The 19,130-nt window shown below is 57.0% G+C and carries 19 protein-coding genes and 1 tRNA gene; 10 read left to right on the top strand and 10 right to left on the bottom strand.

The window, feature by feature from the left end; genetic code table 11:
• The first annotated feature begins 61 nt into the window (after nucleotides 1-61).
• From FN633_RS15400 to FN633_RS15385, 3 genes are all read left to right on the top strand, one after another.
• The gene (locus tag FN633_RS15400; protein WP_042388708.1) at nucleotides 62-355 is read left to right on the top strand and encodes a co-chaperone GroES; all 294 of its coding nucleotides are present in this window, start codon (nucleotides 62-64) and stop codon (nucleotides 353-355) included.
• Nucleotides 356-398: 43 nt separating this feature from the next.
• Nucleotides 399-2,045 carry a chaperonin GroEL gene (gene groL, locus FN633_RS15395; RefSeq protein WP_042388705.1) on the top strand — a complete coding sequence of 549 codons (1,647 nt, stop codon included), beginning with the start codon at nucleotides 399-401 and terminating at the stop codon, nucleotides 2,043-2,045.
• Between the two features lie 138 nt (nucleotides 2,046-2,183).
• On the top strand, nucleotides 2,184-2,537 hold the full coding sequence (locus FN633_RS15385) for a DUF4156 domain-containing protein (RefSeq protein WP_154058307.1): 354 nt from the start codon (nucleotides 2,184-2,186) through the stop codon (nucleotides 2,535-2,537).
• A 62-nt stretch (nucleotides 2,538-2,599) separates the two neighbouring features.
• Here FN633_RS15385 and epmB read toward each other — a convergent pair whose 3' ends face one another.
• Nucleotides 2,600-3,628 carry an EF-P beta-lysylation protein EpmB gene (gene epmB, locus FN633_RS15380; RefSeq protein ID WP_154058306.1) on the bottom strand — a complete coding sequence of 343 codons (1,029 nt, stop codon included), beginning with the start codon at nucleotides 3,626-3,628 and terminating at the stop codon, nucleotides 2,600-2,602.
• Between the two features lie 40 nt (nucleotides 3,629-3,668).
• On the opposite strand from epmB, the gene efp reads away from it, so the two are divergent.
• Nucleotides 3,669-4,235 carry an elongation factor P gene (gene efp, locus FN633_RS15375; protein ID WP_042388697.1) on the top strand — a complete coding sequence of 189 codons (567 nt, stop codon included), beginning with the start codon at nucleotides 3,669-3,671 and terminating at the stop codon, nucleotides 4,233-4,235.
• 177 nt (nucleotides 4,236-4,412) lie between these two features.
• On the top strand, nucleotides 4,413-4,559 hold the full coding sequence (ecnB, locus tag FN633_RS15370) for a lipoprotein toxin entericidin B (protein ID WP_042388694.1): 147 nt from the start codon (nucleotides 4,413-4,415) through the stop codon (nucleotides 4,557-4,559).
• A 30-nt stretch (nucleotides 4,560-4,589) separates the two neighbouring features.
• Here the strand turns inward: ecnB and FN633_RS15365 are convergent, their stop codons facing one another.
• The gene (locus FN633_RS15365; protein WP_154058305.1) at nucleotides 4,590-5,192 is read right to left on the bottom strand and encodes a response regulator transcription factor; all 603 of its coding nucleotides are present in this window, start codon (nucleotides 5,190-5,192) and stop codon (nucleotides 4,590-4,592) included.
• A gap of 265 nt (nucleotides 5,193-5,457) precedes the next feature.
• On the opposite strand from FN633_RS15365, the gene sugE reads away from it, so the two are divergent.
• Nucleotides 5,458-5,775 carry a quaternary ammonium compound efflux SMR transporter SugE gene (gene sugE / locus FN633_RS15360; protein ID WP_154058304.1) on the top strand — a complete coding sequence of 106 codons (318 nt, stop codon included), beginning with the start codon at nucleotides 5,458-5,460 and terminating at the stop codon, nucleotides 5,773-5,775.
• On the opposite strand, the gene blc is transcribed toward sugE, so the two are convergent.
• From blc to frdA, 5 genes are all read right to left on the bottom strand, one after another.
• A complete protein-coding gene (gene blc / locus FN633_RS15355; protein WP_154058303.1) occupies nucleotides 5,772-6,302 on the bottom strand; it encodes an outer membrane lipoprotein Blc in 531 nt (176 codons plus the stop codon). The two genes, sugE and blc, sit on opposite strands and share 4 nt — an antisense overlap.
• 120 nt (nucleotides 6,303-6,422) lie before the next feature.
• On the bottom strand, nucleotides 6,423-6,782 hold the full coding sequence (gene frdD, locus FN633_RS15350) for a fumarate reductase subunit FrdD (RefSeq protein ID WP_154058302.1): 360 nt from the start codon (nucleotides 6,780-6,782) through the stop codon (nucleotides 6,423-6,425).
• A gap of 9 nt (nucleotides 6,783-6,791) precedes the next feature.
• Nucleotides 6,792-7,187, bottom strand: coding sequence for a fumarate reductase subunit FrdC (gene frdC, locus FN633_RS15345; RefSeq protein ID WP_154058301.1), 396 nt, complete (start codon nucleotides 7,185-7,187; stop codon nucleotides 6,792-6,794).
• A gap of 10 nt (nucleotides 7,188-7,197) precedes the next feature.
• Complete coding sequence (locus FN633_RS15340; protein WP_154058300.1) at nucleotides 7,198-7,932, bottom strand: succinate dehydrogenase/fumarate reductase iron-sulfur subunit; 735 nt, start codon at nucleotides 7,930-7,932, stop codon at nucleotides 7,198-7,200.
• Complete coding sequence (gene frdA / locus FN633_RS15335) at nucleotides 7,925-9,715, bottom strand: fumarate reductase (quinol) flavoprotein subunit (RefSeq protein WP_154058299.1); 1,791 nt, start codon at nucleotides 9,713-9,715, stop codon at nucleotides 7,925-7,927. The genes FN633_RS15340 and frdA overlap by 8 nt, the downstream gene beginning before the upstream one ends.
• Before the next feature lie 240 nt (nucleotides 9,716-9,955).
• Here frdA and epmA point away from each other — a divergent pair, with 240 nt between their 5' ends.
• Both epmA and yjeM read left to right on the top strand, forming a co-directional pair.
• On the top strand, nucleotides 9,956-10,933 hold the full coding sequence (gene epmA / locus FN633_RS15330) for an elongation factor P--(R)-beta-lysine ligase (RefSeq protein WP_154058298.1): 978 nt from the start codon (nucleotides 9,956-9,958) through the stop codon (nucleotides 10,931-10,933).
• Between the two features lie 214 nt (nucleotides 10,934-11,147).
• Nucleotides 11,148-12,650 (top strand): glutamate/gamma-aminobutyrate family transporter YjeM, encoded by a 1,503-nt coding sequence (yjeM, locus tag FN633_RS15325; RefSeq protein ID WP_154058297.1) that lies wholly within the window; start codon nucleotides 11,148-11,150, stop codon nucleotides 12,648-12,650.
• Nucleotides 12,651-12,699: 49 nt separating this feature from the next.
• On the opposite strand, the gene mscM is transcribed toward yjeM, so the two are convergent.
• The 3 genes from mscM to rsgA all read right to left on the bottom strand — a co-directional run bounded on the left by mscM (nucleotide 12,700) and on the right by rsgA (nucleotide 18,184).
• Complete coding sequence (gene mscM, locus FN633_RS15320; protein WP_154058296.1) at nucleotides 12,700-16,032, bottom strand: miniconductance mechanosensitive channel MscM; 3,333 nt, start codon at nucleotides 16,030-16,032, stop codon at nucleotides 12,700-12,702.
• Nucleotides 16,033-16,067: 35 nt separating this feature from the next.
• Nucleotides 16,068-17,033, bottom strand: a complete 966-nt coding sequence (gene asd / locus FN633_RS15315) for an archaetidylserine decarboxylase (RefSeq protein ID WP_042388671.1) — start codon at nucleotides 17,031-17,033, stop codon at nucleotides 16,068-16,070.
• Nucleotides 17,034-17,131: 98 nt separating this feature from the next.
• Nucleotides 17,132-18,184 (bottom strand): small ribosomal subunit biogenesis GTPase RsgA, encoded by a 1,053-nt coding sequence (rsgA, locus tag FN633_RS15310; RefSeq protein WP_154058295.1) that lies wholly within the window; start codon nucleotides 18,182-18,184, stop codon nucleotides 17,132-17,134.
• A 94-nt stretch (nucleotides 18,185-18,278) separates the two neighbouring features.
• Here rsgA and orn point away from each other — a divergent pair, with 94 nt between their 5' ends.
• Together orn and FN633_RS15300 are read left to right on the top strand one after the other, a co-directional pair.
• Nucleotides 18,279-18,824 carry an oligoribonuclease gene (orn, locus tag FN633_RS15305; RefSeq protein ID WP_154058294.1) on the top strand — a complete coding sequence of 182 codons (546 nt, stop codon included), beginning with the start codon at nucleotides 18,279-18,281 and terminating at the stop codon, nucleotides 18,822-18,824.
• A gap of 199 nt (nucleotides 18,825-19,023) precedes the next feature.
• A tRNA-Gly gene (locus FN633_RS15300) sits at nucleotides 19,024-19,099 on the top strand.
• Nucleotides 19,100-19,130 lie beyond the last annotated feature (31 nt).

Genomic DNA, 19,130 nt, shown 5'->3' with positions numbered 1-19,130 from the left:
AAGCGAAAAGGAACCGGCGTCATCCATAACCGATACTGACTTTCTCAAAGGAGAGCTATCAATGAGTATTCGTCCACTACATGACCGTGTCATCGTCAAGCGTAAAGAAGTCGAGTCTAAATCAGCTGGCGGCATCGTTCTGACCGGTAGTGCTGCTGGTAAATCTACTCGTGGCGAGATCATCGCTGTCGGTAAAGGCCGCATCCTCGAAAACGGATCCGTGCAGCCGCTGGACGTGAAAGTCGGCGACATCGTTATTTTCAACGATGGCTACGGCGTGAAAGCAGAGAAAATCGACGATCAGGAAGTACTGATCATGTCCGAATCTGACATTCTGGCAATTGTTGAAGCGTAATCCACGCGCGAACTGAACCATACGAATTTAAGGGAAAAAGAAAATGGCAGCTAAAGACGTAAAATTCGGTAACGACGCCCGTGTGAAAATGCTGCGCGGCGTAAACGTGCTGGCAGATGCAGTGAAAGTGACCCTGGGCCCGAAAGGCCGTAACGTCGTTCTGGATAAATCTTTCGGTGCACCGACCATTACTAAAGACGGTGTTTCCGTTGCACGTGAAATCGAGCTGGAAGACAAGTTCGAGAACATGGGCGCGCAGATGGTGAAAGAAGTAGCTTCCAAAGCGAACGACGCTGCGGGCGACGGTACCACCACTGCAACCGTACTGGCTCAGTCCATCATCACCGAAGGCCTGAAAGCCGTTGCTGCGGGTATGAACCCGATGGATCTGAAGCGCGGTATCGATAAAGCCGTTATCGCCGCCGTTGAAGAGCTGAAAACCCTCTCCGTACCGTGCTCTGACTCCCGTGCTATTGCTCAGGTAGGCACCATCTCTGCTAACTCCGACGAAACCGTGGGGACTCTGATCGCGCAGGCGATGGAGAAAGTGGGCAAAGAAGGCGTGATCACCGTTGAAGAAGGCACCGGTCTGCAGGACGAGCTGGACGTGGTAGAAGGTATGCAGTTTGACCGTGGCTACCTCTCCCCTTACTTCATCAACAAGCCGGAGACCGGTTCTATCGAACTGGAAAGCCCGTTCATCCTGCTGGCTGACAAAAAAATCTCCAACATCCGCGAAATGCTGCCGGTGCTGGAAGCCGTTGCTAAAGCAGGTAAACCACTGCTGATCGTTGCTGAAGACGTTGAAGGCGAAGCGCTGGCGACTCTGGTAGTGAACACCATGCGCGGTATCGTTAAAGTGGCTGCGGTGAAAGCACCGGGCTTCGGCGACCGTCGTAAAGCCATGCTGCAGGATATCGCTATCCTGACCGGCGGTACCGTAATCTCTGAAGAGATCGGTATGGAGCTGGAAAAAGCAACCCTGGAAGATCTGGGTCAGGCAAAACGCGTTGTGATTAACAAAGACACCACCACCATCATCGATGGCGTGGGCGAAGAAGCGGCAATTCAGGGCCGTGTTTCTCAGATCCGTCAGCAGATCGAAGAAGTTACCTCCGATTACGACCGTGAAAAACTGCAGGAGCGCGTAGCGAAACTGGCAGGTGGCGTAGCGGTAATCAAAGTCGGTGCAGCTACCGAAGTTGAAATGAAAGAGAAGAAAGCCCGCGTTGAAGATGCCCTGCACGCAACCCGTGCTGCGGTAGAAGAAGGCGTGGTTGCTGGTGGTGGCGTGGCGCTGATCCGCGTAGCAAGCAAACTGAGCGAGCTGCGTGGCCAGAACGAAGACCAGAACGTCGGTATCAAAGTTGCGCTGCGCGCAATGGAAGCACCGCTGCGTCAGATCGTGCTGAACTGCGGTGAAGAGCCGTCTGTTGTTGCCAACACCGTGAAAGCGGGTGACGGTAACTACGGTTACAACGCGGCGACCGAAGAGTACGGCAACATGATCGACATGGGTATCCTGGATCCGACTAAAGTGACCCGTTCTGCTCTGCAGTACGCGGCCTCCGTTGCCGGTCTGATGATCACCACCGAGTGCATGGTGACCGACCTGCCGAAAGCTGACGCGCCTGACTTAGGCGGTGCTGGTGGTATGGGCGGCATGGGTGGTATGGGCGGCATGATGTAATCATGTTGTTCTGCACCTCGCAGAAATAAAAAGAAACCCTCGGGCAGAAATGTCCGGGGGTTTTTCTTTTGGTCATCTTTTTAGTATAAGGTTTAGACACGGACAGGTTGTGTCCAGCTGATAAGAACGAGGAATAAAATGCGCATGAAAGTTTCTGCAGGGATCGTAGGTGCGGCACTGCTGCTGGCGGGCTGTAGCTCTGGCAACGCCCTCACCGCAGGTGGACAGAGCGTTCGCTTTGTTGAAGAGAAGCCGGGCGCGGAGTGTCAGTATATCGGCACCGCAACGGGCAAGCAGAGCAACTGGCTCTCAGGCCAGCACGGCGAAGAGGGGGGCTCCATGCGCGGCGCGGCGGTAGCGCTGCGTAACCACGCCGCTGAGATGGGCGGCAACGTCCTTTACAGCGTGACCAGCCCTACCCAAGGCTTTATGTCGAGCTTTGTCCCAACCGCCAGCGAAATGAACGGCCAGGTCTATAAGTGCCCGAACTGAGGGTGATGGCCGGATAATTTGTAGGCCCGGTAAGCGTAGCGCCACCGGGCGTGACTAGTGAGTTAACTCTGACGCAGCTGCAGATCCAGCGGCGTCTTGCTTGGCTCACCGCCGATCTCCCGCGCCAGTCGTGGCACCATATAGCCTGATACCAGCGTCAACAGCTCGCGCATAATCTGGCGGGCTTCATCATCCGTCACCATAAAGTGCGCCGCGCCCTGAACCTTATCCAGCACGTGCAGGTAGTAAGGCATCACGCCCGCATCAAACAGCGCGTTGCTGAGATCTGCCAGCGTCTGGGCACTGTCGTTAACACCGCGCAGCAGCACGCTCTGGTTAAGCAGCGTCACGCCCGCGGTGCGCAGCGTCGCCATGGCCTGACGAAACGACGCATCAATCTCCTGAGCGTGGTTGATGTGGTTAACCAGTAGGATCTGCAGTGACGAGCGGGCAAAGCGTGACGCCAGCGCGTCGGTGATGCGCGCTGGGATCACAATCGGCAACCGACTGTGAATGCGTAGGCGCTTCACGTGCGGGATAGCCTCAAGCTGGGTCAGCAGCCAGTCCAGCTCATGATCTTTCGCCATCAGCGGATCGCCGCCGGAGAAGATGATCTCATCCAGCTCAGGATGCGCGGAGATATAATCCAGCGCGGCCTGCCAGTTGCGCTTGTTGCCCTGATTATCGGCATAGGGGAAGTGGCGACGGAAGCAGTAGCGGCAGTTTACCGCACAGCCACCTTTCACCAGCAGCAGCGCGCGGTTACGGTATTTATGCAGCAGTCCGGGGACAACGCTGTGCTGCTCATCTAGCGGATCGGTACTGAATCCGGGGGCGGCAACAAACTCGTCCTGCGAGGTAAGTACCTGTCTTAGCAGCGGATCGTGGGGATTTCCCCGCTCCATTCGCGCGACAAATGCCCGAGGGACGCGCAGGGCAAACAGGCGTTTCGCCGCCCGCCCTGCGAGCAAATTTTCATCGGCGTCTATATTTAACAGACGCAGTAGTTCATCCGGATCGGTAATTACATCGGCAAGTTGTACTAACCAATCTTCTCTGGATGGGGTATTTAGGGTTACAATATGCGCCATTTTGTGGCTTAGCTACCAGTTATCAATTTCAGAGGGCCTTATGGCGACTTACTATAGCAACGATTTTCGTGCTGGTCTTAAAATCATGATGGATGGCGAACCGTATGCGGTTGAAGCCAGTGAATTCGTTAAACCGGGTAAAGGCCAGGCTTTCGCCCGCGTTAAGCTGCGCCGTCTGCTGACCGGCACCCGCGTTGAGAAAACCTTCAAATCTACCGACTCCGCTGAAGGCGCAGACGTTGTAGATATGAACCTGACTTACCTCTACAACGACGGTGAGTTCTACCACTTCATGAACAACCAGACCTTCGAGCAGCTTGCTGCCGATGAGAAAGCGGTTGGCGAGAACGCGAAGTGGCTGCTGGATCAGGCTGAGTGCATCGTGACCCTGTGGAACGGCCAGCCTATCGCTGTGACCCCGCCGAACTTCGTGGAGCTGGAAATCATTGAAACCGATCCAGGCCTGAAGGGTGATACTGCAGGGACCGGTGGCAAACCGGCTACCCTCTCTACCGGTGCCGTGGTTAAGGTTCCGCTGTTCGTACAGATTGGCGAAGTGATCAAAGTTGACACCCGCTCTGGCGAATACGTCTCCCGCGTGAAGTAATTTTTGCGCTAAGCCTGTCGGCGTGGCTCCCGCTGCGCCGATGGGTTTTCTACTATCCTCTCTGCCTTACTCTCGCTCGAATTTTCTTAAAAAATCATCCTCTCCCGCCATTTTTTTGGATTTTGTCTATGCTTAAGTAGCTATACACAAATAACTTTGGCCTTAAAGGAAGATATTATGGTTAAGAAAACAATTGCAGCGATCTTTTCTGTTCTGGTGCTTTCTTCAGCATTGACCGCCTGTAACACTACGCGTGGCGTAGGTGAAGATATTTCTACCGGCGGTAGCGCGATCTCTGGTGCAGCAACTAAAGCCCAGCAGTAATCCCGGACGGTACGGCTGCTTGCCGTACCGTTACCTCACGCCCTCCGGCAGCGACAGGAACGGTGTAAAACGATTACACATCCCTAATTTCATCCGAATATTGCGCTTGTAGGTATAAACGGTTTTGCCGTTAATCCCGAGACGGCTGGCAATAGAGTGATTAGTTGTTCCTTCCATCCATAGCGATAATACCTTCTCCTCCTGCCGCGTAAGCAGCGGCGCAGCGGTCTGTGGCTCAGCATAAATTGGTCGTGCCAGTAGAGCAGTATCAATCGACTGTGCGAGCATAGCCAGCGAGTCGGTCTTAGCCAAGCGGGCCGAGATCGGAAACTGCTGACAGTAATTTTCCATATCGGCGTTATGGCCGGACTGAAATAAAATAAGCTTGCTACGATCGCTGCATGCCATAAGCAGGGATGAGAGCTGTTGAATATGGTGTAGATCGCCAGCGAAACCGTAGAGATCGGCAATAACCAGATCGGGCTGCCACTGCATGGCATGCTCTTTTGCCAGCATCAGATTATTCAGCCCGGTAACGACAACGGGAGTCGGAAATAAACCAGCTTGATTGAGCCATATCTCCAGCCCTAAACGGGTGAAATAACAACGGTCAATCAAAAGAATTTTCAGCATGTCTTTATTCGCAGTCAGGATAGGGGTGACGGCTTGCTGCTAGCAGAAAGCACACTATCATAGGGGGGAGCGCTAAAGGGTAAATGCGGGAACTCCGCTGCTAACTACCTCTATTTCTTGCTTTAAAGAGGCAAATCAGGGGGATTTATTAAAAAGTTGAAATACAGTGCACCCCAGGCGACAATTCTTTCTTCACCTCAGCCTTGCGGGACGACCCACAAGCGCCATGTTTCACCGGGGACGGCCCCACAGTCGGGAGCCTGTTATGTCCTGGTTCATTCTGTTTATTGCGGGTTTGCTTGAAGTTGTCTGGGCCATCGGCCTGAAATATACCCATGGTTTTACCCGTTTGATCCCCAGCCTTATTACCGTCACGGCGATGATCGTCAGCATTATGATGCTGTCATGGGCAATGAAAACCCTGCCGGTTGGTACGGCCTACGCCATCTGGACCGGCATCGGTGCGGTTGGGGCGGCTACGGCAGGTATTCTGCTGCTGGGTGAGTCAGCCAGCCCGGCGCGGATCGTCAGCCTGGCGCTGATCGTTGCCGGGATTATTGGCCTGAAGCTCAGCACCCACTAGCGGTTCTGCGGCACCCAAATTAACTTCTCTACGGCAAATCCCTGGCGAGTAGCGGTATCCATCAGCTGCTGTTTTACCTTGTCAGGGATAGTTCGGGTGCGCGACAGGATCCACAGGTAGTCACGGTTCGGGCCGCAGACCAGGGCGTGCTGATAGTCCTTATCCAACGCAATCACGTTATAGCCGCCGTAGAAGGGACCGAAGAAGGAGACCTTCAGCGCGGCGCGATCCGGGCTGCCGGTAAAGTAGGCCTTGCCGTCGGTGGACTGCCACATTCCCCGCGACGGGTTATAGCCTTTATTGATAACGTTCAGCCCGCCATCGTCCCGCAGCGTGTAAGTGGCGGTGACGTTAGTCAGCCCGCGCTCAAAGCGATGGTCGAGGCGGGCGATCTCATACCAGGTACCGATATAGCGTTTGGCATCGAAATGCTCGACAACTGTCACGCCAGAGGGCGGAGTAGGGGAACTACAGGACACCACGACAAACGCAGCGGCAACGGCAGCAACAATGGGTAGCAGACGCATGGTATTTTCCTTACAGGCTTTTTGCTAAGTGTAGAACCTGACTAAAGAAAATCTATTTTTACAGCGCAAGATATTTGCAGAATGCGATGCCCGACAGCGTTCCGCCGGGCATTACAGCTGTTAAAGGGTAATAACGCCAATCAGCGTGACAACGCTTAAGATCGCCGCCAGGCCATAGAACACCCATTTACCGTGGGGGACGTGGATTTTAAGATCGTGCATGCCATGATGAATGCGGTGCAGGCCGCACCACAGCGGCAGGACAATCATTAGAAAGATAAAGGCCCGGCCAATGAGGCTTTGCGCAAAGGCCAGCACGCGATCGTAGCCCAGCGCCTCGCCCGGATAGAGCCCGAGCGGCAGCAGAATGCCAACCAGCAGTACGATGACCGGCGCGACGATTGCGCCCCACATGCCGCCTGCGCCAAACAGCCCCCAGAATACCGGCTCGTCAGCGCGTTTTGGGTTTGGGTTAATCATAAGGCCTCCTTACCAGAAGAGTGCAATAAACAGGATCACCACGCTGGCCAGCGCCGTGACGGCCCACAGCGCCCTGATGACCGGCTGCGACCCCAGCTTCTCACCCTTAACAATGAGGGTGGCGGCTTTCGGGGCCAGCTCAAACCAGGTTTTGGTGTGCAGCAGCGCGGCGGCAAGCGTCAGCAGATTCAGGATAATCACGACGGGGTTTTGCAAGAAGCCGACAAAGCCCGCCCATGACTCCGGGCCATGCTTCAGCGCAAACAGGCCGTAAATCAGTACGATGCTGAACCAGACCGTGGGCACGGAGGTACCTTCGCGCAGCATGTAGAAGCGGTAAAAGGGCAGGTTTTTCCACCAGCCTGACGGCATCGGCTGCACCCAGGGTTTACGTTTCGTTGTCATCATGCACTCCTTAGCGTGGTTTCAGGGTGGCGATCAGAAAGTCTTTTGAACTCTCTACCTTACCCTGCTGAATGGCCGCCGCCGGATCGACATGCTTCGGACAGACTTCCGAGCAGTAGCCGACAAAGGTACAGCTCCAGACGCCGTTCTCACCGTTCAACTGCGCCATGCGATCCCGCTTGCCGTGGTCGCGGCTGTCTTCGTTATAGCGGTGGGCCAGGGTAATCGCCGCCGGACCGATAAACTCCGGATTCAGGCCAAACTGCGGGCAGGCGGCATAGCACAGCCCGCAGTTGATGCAGCCGGAGAACTGGTGGTACTTCGCCATCTGCGCTGGCGTCTGTCGGTTAGGCCCCTGCTCCGGCGTGCGGAGATTGCCAATAATGTAGGGCTTGATGGCCTCCAGACTTTCGATAAAGTGGGTCATATCCACCACCAGATCGCGCTCAATGGGGAAGTTGCCCAGCGCCGCCACTTTGATGCCCTTGGTGTATTCGCGCAGAAAGGTTTTACAGGCCAGCTTCGGCACGTTGTTCACCATCATGCCGCAGGATCCGCAGATGGCCATGCGGCAGGACCAGCGGTAGCTCAGGTCGGGCGCGAGGTGATCTTTGATGTAGCCCAACGCGTCCAGCAGCGAGGTCTGTTCATCGTAGGGCACCTCATAAAATACGCTATGCGGAGCGGAGTCGACCTCCGGGTTGTAGCGCACCACCTCAACGTTCATGTTTTTCATCTCAGCCATTCGCCTTCTCCTTGTTCTCGGCAGCTTCCGCTTCCCCACCGTAGACGCGTTTCGCCGGCGGCAGCGTGGTGATGTTGACATCGCTGTAGTCAAGGCGCGTTGTGCCATCACCCTCGCGGAAGGCGAGGGTGTGTTTCAGGAAGTTGACGTCGTCACGCTCGGTGCAGCCTTCGTCCAGACGCTGGTGCGCCCCGCGCGACTCTTTGCGGGCCAGCGCGGAGTGCGCCATACACTCGGCGACGTTCAGCCCGTGTCCCAGCTCAATGGTGTAAAGCAGCTCGGTATTAAAGACGCTGGAGGTGTCGGTTACGCGCACGCGCTTAAAGCGCTCCTGCAGCTCTGCCAGCTTGTCGACGGTTTTCTGCATCAGCTCCGGCGTTCGGTAAATGCCGCAGCCTTCTTCCATCGACAGGCCCATCTCATCGCGGATCGTTGCCCAGCTCTCGTTGCCCTGCTGGTTAACCAGCGCTTTCAGACGCTGCTCGACATCAACGGCCTGGGCGGTGAGGGCATTATCGGCAGCGGTACCCACGGCTCGTGAATGCGCAATAGCGCGCTCCCCTGCAAGCCGACCGAACACCACCAGCTCCGCCAGCGAGTTTGAGCCGAGACGGTTAGCACCGTGCAGGCCGACCGAGGAGCACTCGCCCACGGCAAACAGCCCTTTAATACGCGTCTCACACTGGCTATCGGTCTCGATGCCGCCCATGGTGTAGTGGGCAGTGGGACGAACCGGAATAGGCTCTTTTACCGGATCGACGCCGACATAGGCTTTAGCCAGCTCACAGATAAACGGCAGGCGCTCAAGAATTTTCTTTTCGCCAAGGTGGCGCAGATCGAGATAGACCACGTCACCGCGCGGAGTGGCGATCGTGTTGCCCTTACGCCACTCGTGCCAGAAGGCCTGGGAGACTCTGTCGCGTGGACCCAGCTCCATATATTTGTTCTTTGGCTCGCCCAGCGGCGTTTCCGGCCCCATGCCGTAGTCCTGTAGATAACGGTAGCCATCTTTATTAACCAGAATACCGCCTTCGCCCCGGCAGCCCTCCGTCATCAGAATGCCGGAGCCCGGCAGGCCGGTGGGGTGATATTGTACAAACTCCATATCGCGCAGCGGTACACCGTGAGCCAGCGCCATTCCCATGCCGTCACCGGTGACGATGCCGCCGTTGGTGTTATAGCGATAGACGCGCCCCGCACCGCCGGTGGCCATCACCACCGCATTGGCGCGGATCTGCATCAGGGTGCCTTCCATCATATTCATGGCGACCAGGCCGCGAACCTGCCCGTCGTCCACGAGGATATCGAGGACAAAATGCTCATCGAAGCGCTGGATCTGCGGGAACTGGAGGGAGGTCTGGAAGAGGGTGTGCAGCATATGGAAGCCGGTTTTATCGGCGGCGAACCAGGTGCGCTCGATCTTCATCCCGCCAAAGCGGCGCACGTTGACGCTGCCGTCCGGACGGCGGCTCCACGGACAGCCCCACAGCTCAAGCTGGGTCATCTCCGTTGGACAGTGGTGGACAAAATAGTCGACCACATCCTGCTCGCACAGCCAGTCGCCGCCGGCTACGGTGTCGTGAAAATGGTACTCAAAGCTGTCGTGATCCTGCGTGACGGCAGCAGAGCCCCCCTCGGCCGCCACGGTGTGGCTGCGCATGGGATAGACCTTTGAGACAAGGGCGATTTTCGCATTGGGATCCGCCTGGGCGGCCGCTATAGCAGCGCGTAAACCCGCACCGCCAGCGCCTATAACGACGAGATCGGCTTGAAAAGTGTGCACGACATTCCTCCAGATTGGCTGTAAACAGTTCCACTGCTCCATTATGGGTACGCCAGTATACCCGTAGGGATCTGAGGGAAATTTGACGTGTTCGATTTTTTTGCCGATCTTTGCAGCCGTTTTTTGCTCTGGCCCGTCACGAAAAAGGGTTCTGGTTGCGTAAATTTGCCGCACAGAATTTGTCTCCGGGTCCCCCGTCGAGTAGACTTCGTGCCCTTGTCTGACATCGGAGAACACACCATGAGTGAAACGGCAGCCTGGCGGCCGAGCGCATCTATTCCTAACCTGCTGAAACGTGCAGCAATAATGGCCGAGATCCGCCGTTTCTTTGCCGATCGCGGCGTGCTGGAGGTGGAGACACCCTGCATGAGCCAGGCGACGGTCACGGACGTTCATCTGTTCCCGTTTAAAACCCGTTTTGTTGGCCCAGGCCACTCGCAGGGACTGGATCTCTATCTGATGACCAGCCCGGAGTACCACATGAAGCGCCTGCTCGCCGCAGGCTGTGGACCGGTTTTCCAGCTGTGCCGCAGCTTTCGTAATGAAGAGATGGGGCGTCACCATAACCCTGAGTTCACCATGCTGGAGTGGTATCGCCCGCACTACGATATGTACCGGCTGATGAACGAGGTAGACGATCTGCTGCAACAGGTGCTGGATTGCCCGGCGGCGGATTCGCTCTCCTATCAGCAGGCGTTTCAGCGTCATCTGGATATCGATCCGCTCTCAGCCGACAAGCAGCAGCTGCGTGATGCTGCGGCCAAGCTGGATCTAAGTAATATTGCCGACCGGGAAGAGGATCGGGACACGCTGCTGCAGCTGCTCTTTACCATGGGCGTTGAGCCGCACATTGGCAAAGATCGCCCTGCGTTTGTCTATCATTTCCCCGCAAGCCAGGCGGCACTGGCGCAGATCAGCACCGAAGATCATCGTGTAGCGGAGCGTTTTGAGGTCTATTTCAAAGGCATGGAGCTGGCGAACGGTTTCCATGAGCTGACCGACGCCCGTGAACAGCAGCAGCGCTTTGAGCAGGATAACCGCAAGCGTGCGGCCATGGGCCTGGAGCAGCAGCCTATCGATTATAACCTGCTGGGCGCGCTAGAAGCGGGCCTGCCAGACTGCTCCGGCGTGGCGCTGGGTGTCGATCGTCTGGTAATGCTGGCCCTGGGCACAGAGACCCTGGCCGAGGTGCTGGCCTTTTCTGTCGACAGAGCGTAAATAACAACGCCGGGTGGCGCTCTGCTTACCCGGCCTACACGGTTGTGCCGAAATAGTGCAAAATAAAATATTACTTTTTGTGCTAATTGCTCGCTTCATATTTTGCTTTCCCTCCTGAAGTCACAATTTAAACCTCCCGCTTTGTTACTATCCAGCCGTTCGTTTGGGTAACTTTTTTACCCTTTCTCTTTCACCAGACAACATGGATAGATCTATGAGCGACACTCTTAAAAAGATGAGCCTGATGGGGCTTGTTCTCATGATATTTACGTCGGTTTTTGGCTTCGCTAACAGCGCCAGTGCGTTTTACCTGATGGGTCATAGCGCTACGCCCTGGTATATTTTTGCGGCTCTGTTCTTCTTTATTCCCTTTGCCTTAATGATGGCCGAAATGGGCGCTGCCTACCGCAAGGAAGAGGGCGGGATCTACTCGTGGATGGAGAACAGCGTCGGGCCGCGCTACGCATTTATCGGCACCTTTATGTGGTTTTCATCGTATGTCATCTGGATGGTGAGCACCGCCGCGAAGGTATGGGTTCCCTTCTCTACCTTTATCTTTGGCGCGGATATGACGCAGCGCTGGCACGTCGCTGGCTTACAGCCCACGCAGGTGGTAGGCGTTCTGGCCGTTGTCTGGATGGTGGTGGTAACCTTTGTGGCGGCCAAGGGCATTAATAAGATCGCCAAAGTTACTGCCGTCGGCGGAATTGCCGTCATGTGTCTTAACCTGGTGCTGCTGCTTGCCAGTATTGCGATTTTATTGCTCAACGGCGGACATTTTGCCGAGGCGATCAACTTCACTGCCTCGCCGAATCCGGGCTACCACTCCGATCTCTCTATGCTGTCGTTTATGGTCTTTGCCCTGTTCGCCTACGGCGGCATTGAGGCGGTAGGCGGCCTGGTGGATAAGACCGAAAACCCCGAGAAAAACTTCGCTAAAGGCATCATCTTTGCTGCCGTGGTGATCTCTATTGGCTACTCTCTGGCCATTATTCTGTGGGGCGTCAGCACCAACTGGCAGCAGGTGTTAAGCACCGATTCGACCAACCTTGGCAACATAACCTACGTGCTGATGGAGAGCCTGGGCGCAACGCTGGGCAACGCGCTGCATCTGTCGCCTGAGGCGGCCAGCCTGACCGGCGTCTGGTTTGCCAGAATAACCGGCCTGTCGATGTTTCTCGCCTATACCGGAGCGTTCTTTACGCTGATCTACTCTCCGCTGAAGGCGATTATTCAGGGGACGCCCAAAGAGATGTGGCCCGCGCCGATGACGCGATTAAATAAGAGCGGCATGCCTGAGACGTCAATGTGGCTCCAGTGCCTGCTGGTGAGCCTGATCATTCTGCTGGTCTCGTTCGGCGGCGGCACGGCATCGGCGTTTTATAACAAAGTGACGCTGATGGCGAACGTCTCCATGACGCTGCCGTACCTCTTCCTGGCGCTGGCGTTTCCCTTCTTTAAGGCCAAAACCGATCTGCATCGACCCTTTGTAATTTTCAAGTCTCGCGGCACGACGCTGGTGATGACCGGCGTGGTTGTACTGCTGGTGACCTTTGCCAATATCTTTACGGTCATTGAGCCGGTGATTGAGAAAGGGGATTTAAGTAGCGCTCTGTGGATGGCAGGCGGGCCTATCTTCTTCTCGCTGCTGGCGCTGGGGCTTTATGAGCGCTACCAGCGGCGCATCAGCCGCGTGGGTGGTTTGTCACCCCGCTAAAAAAAACGCCGCAGCGGTTAAGCTGCGGCGTTGTGACTAAACGTGATGACTACAGGCTACCCGACGGGCGTTGGCCGCGTCCGGCAGAGCTTAACGTCCTGGCGGCACGTTTGCCGTCGAGAGACTCCAGACGCATCTGGAACGGCGGGAACGGCAGGTCGATGCCGTGCTCGCGGAAGCCTTGCAGGATCAGCTGATGGATCTCGTGGCGCAGCGGCATCCGGTGACCCATCTCAGCGGCGTAGATACGCAACTCAAAGAGCTGAATACCCTGCTGCAGATCCACCAGGAAGACCTCCGGCGGCGGGTTATCGATCACCAGCGAGCAGCGCTCAGCAGCGGTGTAGAGCAGCTGGGTAACCTCTTCGCTGTTGGCATCGGAGGGTGCGGGAACGGTAAGCACTACACGCGTCACCGAATCTGACAGCGACCAGTTGATAAACTGCTCGGTGATAAACGCTTTATTCGGCACGATGATCTCTTTGCGGTCCCAGTCGCTAATGGTGGTGGCACGGGTGTTAATCTTCGTTACGCTACCGGTGAGATCGCGAATGGTCACGGTATCACCAATGCGGATCGGCTTCTCAAACAGAATGATCAAGCCAGAGATAAAGTTGGCGAAGATCTCCTGTAAACCAAAGCCTAAACCCACACCGAGCGCTGCGACCAGCCACTGTAATTTAGCCCACTCAATACCGATCATAGAGAAGCCCACCAGGCCACCGAACAGCATCAGCAGATATTTGGTGATGGTGGTGATGGCATAGCCCGTTCCCGGCGTCAGATCGAGATGCTGGAGCAGCGCCAGCTCCAGCAGGGCTGGCAGGTGCCGCACCAGCTGGGTGGTGATGATAAATACCAGAATGGCGATCAGCACCGCACCGAGGGTGATCGGCTCCAGGCTCTCTACGCCCTGTACCGTCGAGGTGACGTCCCACAGGGAGATGTTTTCCAGGAAGCCAAACGCCGAGTGGATCTCTGACCAAAGCACAATTACCGAGAGCAGGGCGATCAGCATTAGAATCGACCGTACCAGCCGCAGCGACTGGGCGCTGATGGCATCAAGATCTAGCTCGCTTTCGTCTACCTCTACCGCGCCTTCCGTACTGGTCGAGTGGGCCTGCTCCTCTTCGCCGCGGGCGCGCTGGGCCAGGATTTCTGCCCGGCGATGTCTTGCGCGGTCAAAGGCCAGACGGCGGCGCTGGATCAGCATCCAGCGGCGGATGATGTGATACACCACCAGCAGCAGGAACCAGATCGCCACCGAGGTCTCCAGCCGGGCTAGCAGCGCCTGGGCAGTTGCCAGATAACCTACGGCCGCCGCCAGCATCGCGGCCAGCGGGGCGCTCAGCAGCAGGTTCCACAGCATGCGGTTAACCATATTGTCGCCGCTGCCGGTTTTATCGACGTAGAGCGGGATCCCGGCGCGTTTCAGGCTCAGCGTGACCACGGCCAGTGCCCCGCAGATCAGCATAAAGCAGAGGCGGCCAAGGGAGCCGGAGAACTCGCGGTCGTTGAGATTATCAAACATGATCAGCGCCATAATCAGCGGCACGATCAGGCCGATACTCATCAGGTAGGAGCGCAGGCCGCGTGCCACCCGGCTGCGCGGCCAGCCAAAATGCACGACAAACAGGCCGGTCGGGCGGGCGAAGGTGGCGCAGATCATCACCACCCACAGCAGCGGCACGGTAGCGGTAACGCCATCACCGATCGCCACCGCCAGCGGATAGGGCCAGGCGGATCGCAGACCGTAGCCGAGCGTCGCCCACAGCACCGGCAGCGGGGAGGCCACGAGGATCGACCAGAACACCGTGCGCAGCGTGAGCCAGAAGTGATCCTGCGTCACTTTACCGACCTTGGCGCTGGACCGCTCCAGGAAGCGGGTAAAGTGCTTGCGGGAGTAGACGCTGAAGCCCACCAGCACCAGCGCGGCAAACAGCGGTAGCAGCGTCTCCTTGCTGGTCAGCATCATCATCGTCGCCTTGCCGAGCTGGTTAACGGTATCCAGCGAGATAAGGCGACGCAGATCCTGCACAATCTCAATCGGCCAGCTGAGCGTCATCGGGCTGACGTCGGCGGTCCAGAAGAGATAGCGGTGGGTGGCTTCGTTGACCTCTTTTAGCGCATCCTCAAGCTGGCTGTTGGAGACCTTCAGCTTGGTCAGCTCCAGGATCAGCGTGTCGCCTCCCTGCAGCAGAGAGGTGAGCAGCTCGCGCTGGGTACGCAGCTGCGCCTCCAGGATACGGCTCTGCTCGGCGGTCAGCGGCTGCCCGTCAGCCTGGCGGATCTGGCGCAGCTGAGGCTGCTTGTTGAGCAGATCCTCATAGTGCATGCGGTGCACCCGCAGCTGGGCCATCTCGGTATCCAACTGCTGCGGCTTCGGCATCTCCGGCAGTCGGGCCACCTGAGCACGCAGCGCATCGCCGAGCATGTTGGAAACCCCCAGCCACTGGGACTGCTCGCGCAGCGTATTCAGGGCCTGGCGTACCTGCAACGTCTGGCCGGCCGCCTGGCGCTGCTGGGAGGCCACCAGATCCATCCGCTGGGCCTGCTGGTTGAGGGCCTGCGACAGCTCGCGGTTAATTTTGAACTGGTCAACGATGCCCGTAGGCAGGTTGGCGCTGTTCTCTGCCAGCAGCTCGGTGCTCTCCAGGGCCTGCTCGGCCTCGCGCTGACGCTGGCTGTTAAGCTGGTTACGCAGCGCCTGCAGATAGGCATCCAGCTGCTGGGCCTGCTTCTGGGCCAGCTCGGATCGCATCCGTGCCAGCTCCTGGCGGTTATTTGCCGACAGCTGGGCAAGCTCCAGCTCATCTACCTGGGCTTTTAGCCTGGCGGAGGCCGCCTGCGCGCTCAGGGTCTGCGCCTGGGCCAGCGCGGTGGTACCGCTCTGCGTGCCGATGCGGCGCTCGACTTCGCTTAGCTGACGGCGGGCGTCGGTCTGCTGCTGCGGAAGCTGGCTTAAGGAGTCGTTAATCTCCCGGGCGCGCTCCTGCTCCTGCTGGGCCTGGCGCGTTTTTTCCAGCAGCTGGCTGCTGACCTGGAGGATCTCCTGGTTCAACGCATCGGTGGTGATGCCTGCCGGAACGGCTTTAGGCTCGTCGCGCAGGTTGTTGAACTGGCTACGCAGCGTCTGGGAGAGTTTGGGGAAGTCGTCGATGACCTGCTGATACTGTTTAGCGCGCTCAAGGGAGCCGTTACGCTCCTCAAGGGCATTCAGCGCGGACTGGAGCGCCTCCACGGTTTCCGCCTGCTCGGGTGAGGCGGCGGCCGCTTTAGCCTGCTCCAGCTCCTGGGTGATCTGTTTGGCGTCGGGGATCGTCGCAGCGTACGCCCCCGCGCTGAGGCACCAGGCCATCAGAAATGCGATAATCAGGCGCACGTTGCTATACCTTTGTAAATTAAATCTTTGTTAGATCAGACCGGGTCTTTGTTGTCGTCTACCAGCGGGTTGGCGTCGTGCTCGGCGTCAATCTCTTCCTGCGGCAGCGGGGTAGGGGTGACATCCGGAGCAACGGCCTCGGTAGAGTAAGCCAGCGGCTCGCCGATTTTCGTCACCGACAGGCTCTCTAAATGCTCAGCCAGCGCGACGCTGCCCGGTGCGAAGAGGTTGATCACCGTTGAGCCGAGCTTAAAGCGACCCATCTCCTGGCCCTTCAGCAGCGCCACAGCACCTTCGCTTTCGCCTTCCGGCCACGTCCAGCGTTTGATAATGCCTTCGCGCGGCGGCGTGATGGTGCCCGCCCAGACGGTTTCGATGCTGCCGACAATGGTCGCGCCAACCAAAATCTGCGCCATCGGGCCGAATTCGGTGTCGAACACACAGATAACGCGCTCGTTACGGGCGAACAGGTTCGGTACGTTGCGCGCGGTGAGGTGGTTAACCGAGAAGAGATCGCCCGGAACGTAGATCATTTCGCGCAGGATGCCGTTGCAAGGCATGTGGACGCGGTGATAGTCACGCGGCGACAGATAGGTGGTCGCGAAGCTACCGTCACGGAATTTGTCTGCCAGCAGATAGTTACCGGCCAGCAGCGCCTCAAGGCTGTAATGATGGCCTTTGGCCTGCAGCAGCTTGTCGTTTTCAATACGGCCCAGCTGGCTGATTACGCCGTCGGCAGGCATCACCAGCACGCTGGGATCGGTGTTAAGCGGGCGGACTTCGTCGCGCAGCGGGCGCACAAAAAAGTCGTTAAAGGTGCGATAGCTGGCGGTATCCGGCTTTTGCGCCTCCTGCATATTAACCTTGTAGTATTTGACGAACAGGTCGATGACCAGCTTGGTCAGCCATCCCCCGCGTTTGCTTGCGCCCCAGCCCGCGAGGCGAGTGAGCCACAGTTTAGGCAGAATGTATTGAAGCGAAAGTTTAAATGAGTCTAACAAGGTAGCCTCCAGGCTAGTGTTTTGGTCGTTCCTGATCCGCAACGCAGCAGCGGACCCTTAAAAAAAGGGGACGATTTTAGCGATGCTCAGCTTAATTGTCAGTCGTCGGATTCAGAAAAGTTTTTACGCGTTTTTACCTGCGCCATGCTCTCCAGAATACGGTGATAGTTTTCAAACCGGGTTTCAGCAATCTCGCCTTTATCAACGGCTTCCCGAATTGCGCAGCCGGGATCGCTGCCGTGCTTGCAGTCACGGTATTTACAGTGACCGAGATAGTCGTGAAATTCGACAAAGCCGCGGGTGATTTGTTCCGGCTCCAGGTGCCAGAGACCAAATTCCCGTACGCCAGGAGAGTCGATCACATCCCCGCCATGCGGGAAGTGATAGAGCCGCGCCGCGGTAGTGGTGTGCTGGCCGAGTCCCGAGTTGTCAGAGACATCGTTGGTCAGGATCTCTTCTTGTAATCCCAGCAGGGCGTTCAGCAGGCTCGATTTGCCCACCCCGGACTGGCCAGCAAAGATGCTGATACGATCGGTCAGCGCCTCTTCCAGCGGTTTTAAGCCGTCCTGGGTGTGACTGGAGACCATCAGCACGCGATAGCCAATCTTACGGTAGACATCCATCTGCTCGTCCACAAACGCCCTGCTTTCCTCGTCCAGCAGGTCAATCTTGTTGAGTACGATGAGCGGTTCCACGTCCAGCGTTTCACAGGCCACAAGATAGCGGTCGATGATGTTAGGCGACAGCTCCGGCAGAATGGCAGAGACAATGATGATCTGATCGATATTGGCGGCGATGGGTTTTACCCCGTCATAAAAATCGGGGCGGGTCAGCACCGACGTGCGCTCATGCACTGCCTCAACGATGCCTTTTACGTTAACCCCTTCAGCAGCGGCCTTGCCTGGACGCCAGACCACCCGGTCACCGGTGACCAGCGAGCGGATCGTGCGGCGGATGTTGCAGCGGTGAACGTGGCCATCGGCGGCTTCAACGTCGGCGTGCATACCAAAACGGCTAATGACAATGCCTTCGGCGGTTTCGCCAAACAGGTTATCGTCGTAATCCGGCTTCTCCGTAGACGTTTTAAGCCGACGCTGGTGGTTTGCTTTCACACGGCGCTGCTGGCCTTTGGAGAGTTTATTTTTACTCAATCGTACTGACTCCTGGTCGCCCCTGATGGGCAAAACCTCTATGATAGATGCTAATTTAGATAATTATAGTCGTGCGAGATGGGTGGAAAATAGCATGAGTGCAAATGAAAACAACCTGATTTGGATCGATCTTGAGATGACCGGGCTGGATCCCGAGCGCGATCGCATTATTGAGATCGCAACCCTGGTCACCGATGCCAACCTGAATATTCTGGCAGAAGGTCCGGTGATTGCCGTGCATCAGTCCGACGAACAGCTGGCGCTGATGGACGAGTGGAACGTACGCACCCATACCGGCAGCGGGCTGGTGGCGCGGGTTAAGGCCAGTACCCAGGACGACCGCGCCGCCGAACTGGCGACCATTGCTTTCCTGAAGGAGTGGGTCCCGGCGGGGACATCCCCTATCTGTGGCAACAGCATCGGTCAGGATCGTCGCTTTCTGTTTAAATATATGCCAGAGCTGGAAGCCTACTTCCACTATCGCTACCTCGATGTCAGCACCCTGAAAGAGCTGGCGCGTCGCTGGAAGCCGGAGGTGCTCAACGGCTTGAAGAAGCAAAACACGCACCAGGCGCTGGATGATATCCGCGAGTCCGTGGCCGAGCTGGCTTATTACCGTGAGCATTTTATTAAGCTGTAAGCGCAACATGCCCGGCGGCACAGGCTTGCCGGGCCTACGGTATGCGATCCGATGTAAAAATGTGCAATGTGACGAATATTGCAGCGTTTGAACTTAATTTCGCAAAATTCGCTTTGTAGGGGGTTGCAGCTAAAATGATTTCTCGTATAATGCGCCTCCCGTAACGATGAGAAATTAACGTTACGACAGCAACAAGTTTGCGGGAATAGCTCAGTTGGTAGAGCACGACCTTGCCAAGGTCGGGGTCGCGAGTTCGAGTCTCGTTTCCCGCTCCAAAACGTGTTGTTAGCAGTACCATCCAAATTC

This window comes from Pseudescherichia vulneris (assembly GCF_902164725.1).
GTDB lineage: Bacteria > Pseudomonadota > Gammaproteobacteria > Enterobacterales > Enterobacteriaceae > Pseudescherichia > Pseudescherichia vulneris.
This window is presented reverse-complemented; position numbering and strand designations above follow the sequence as displayed.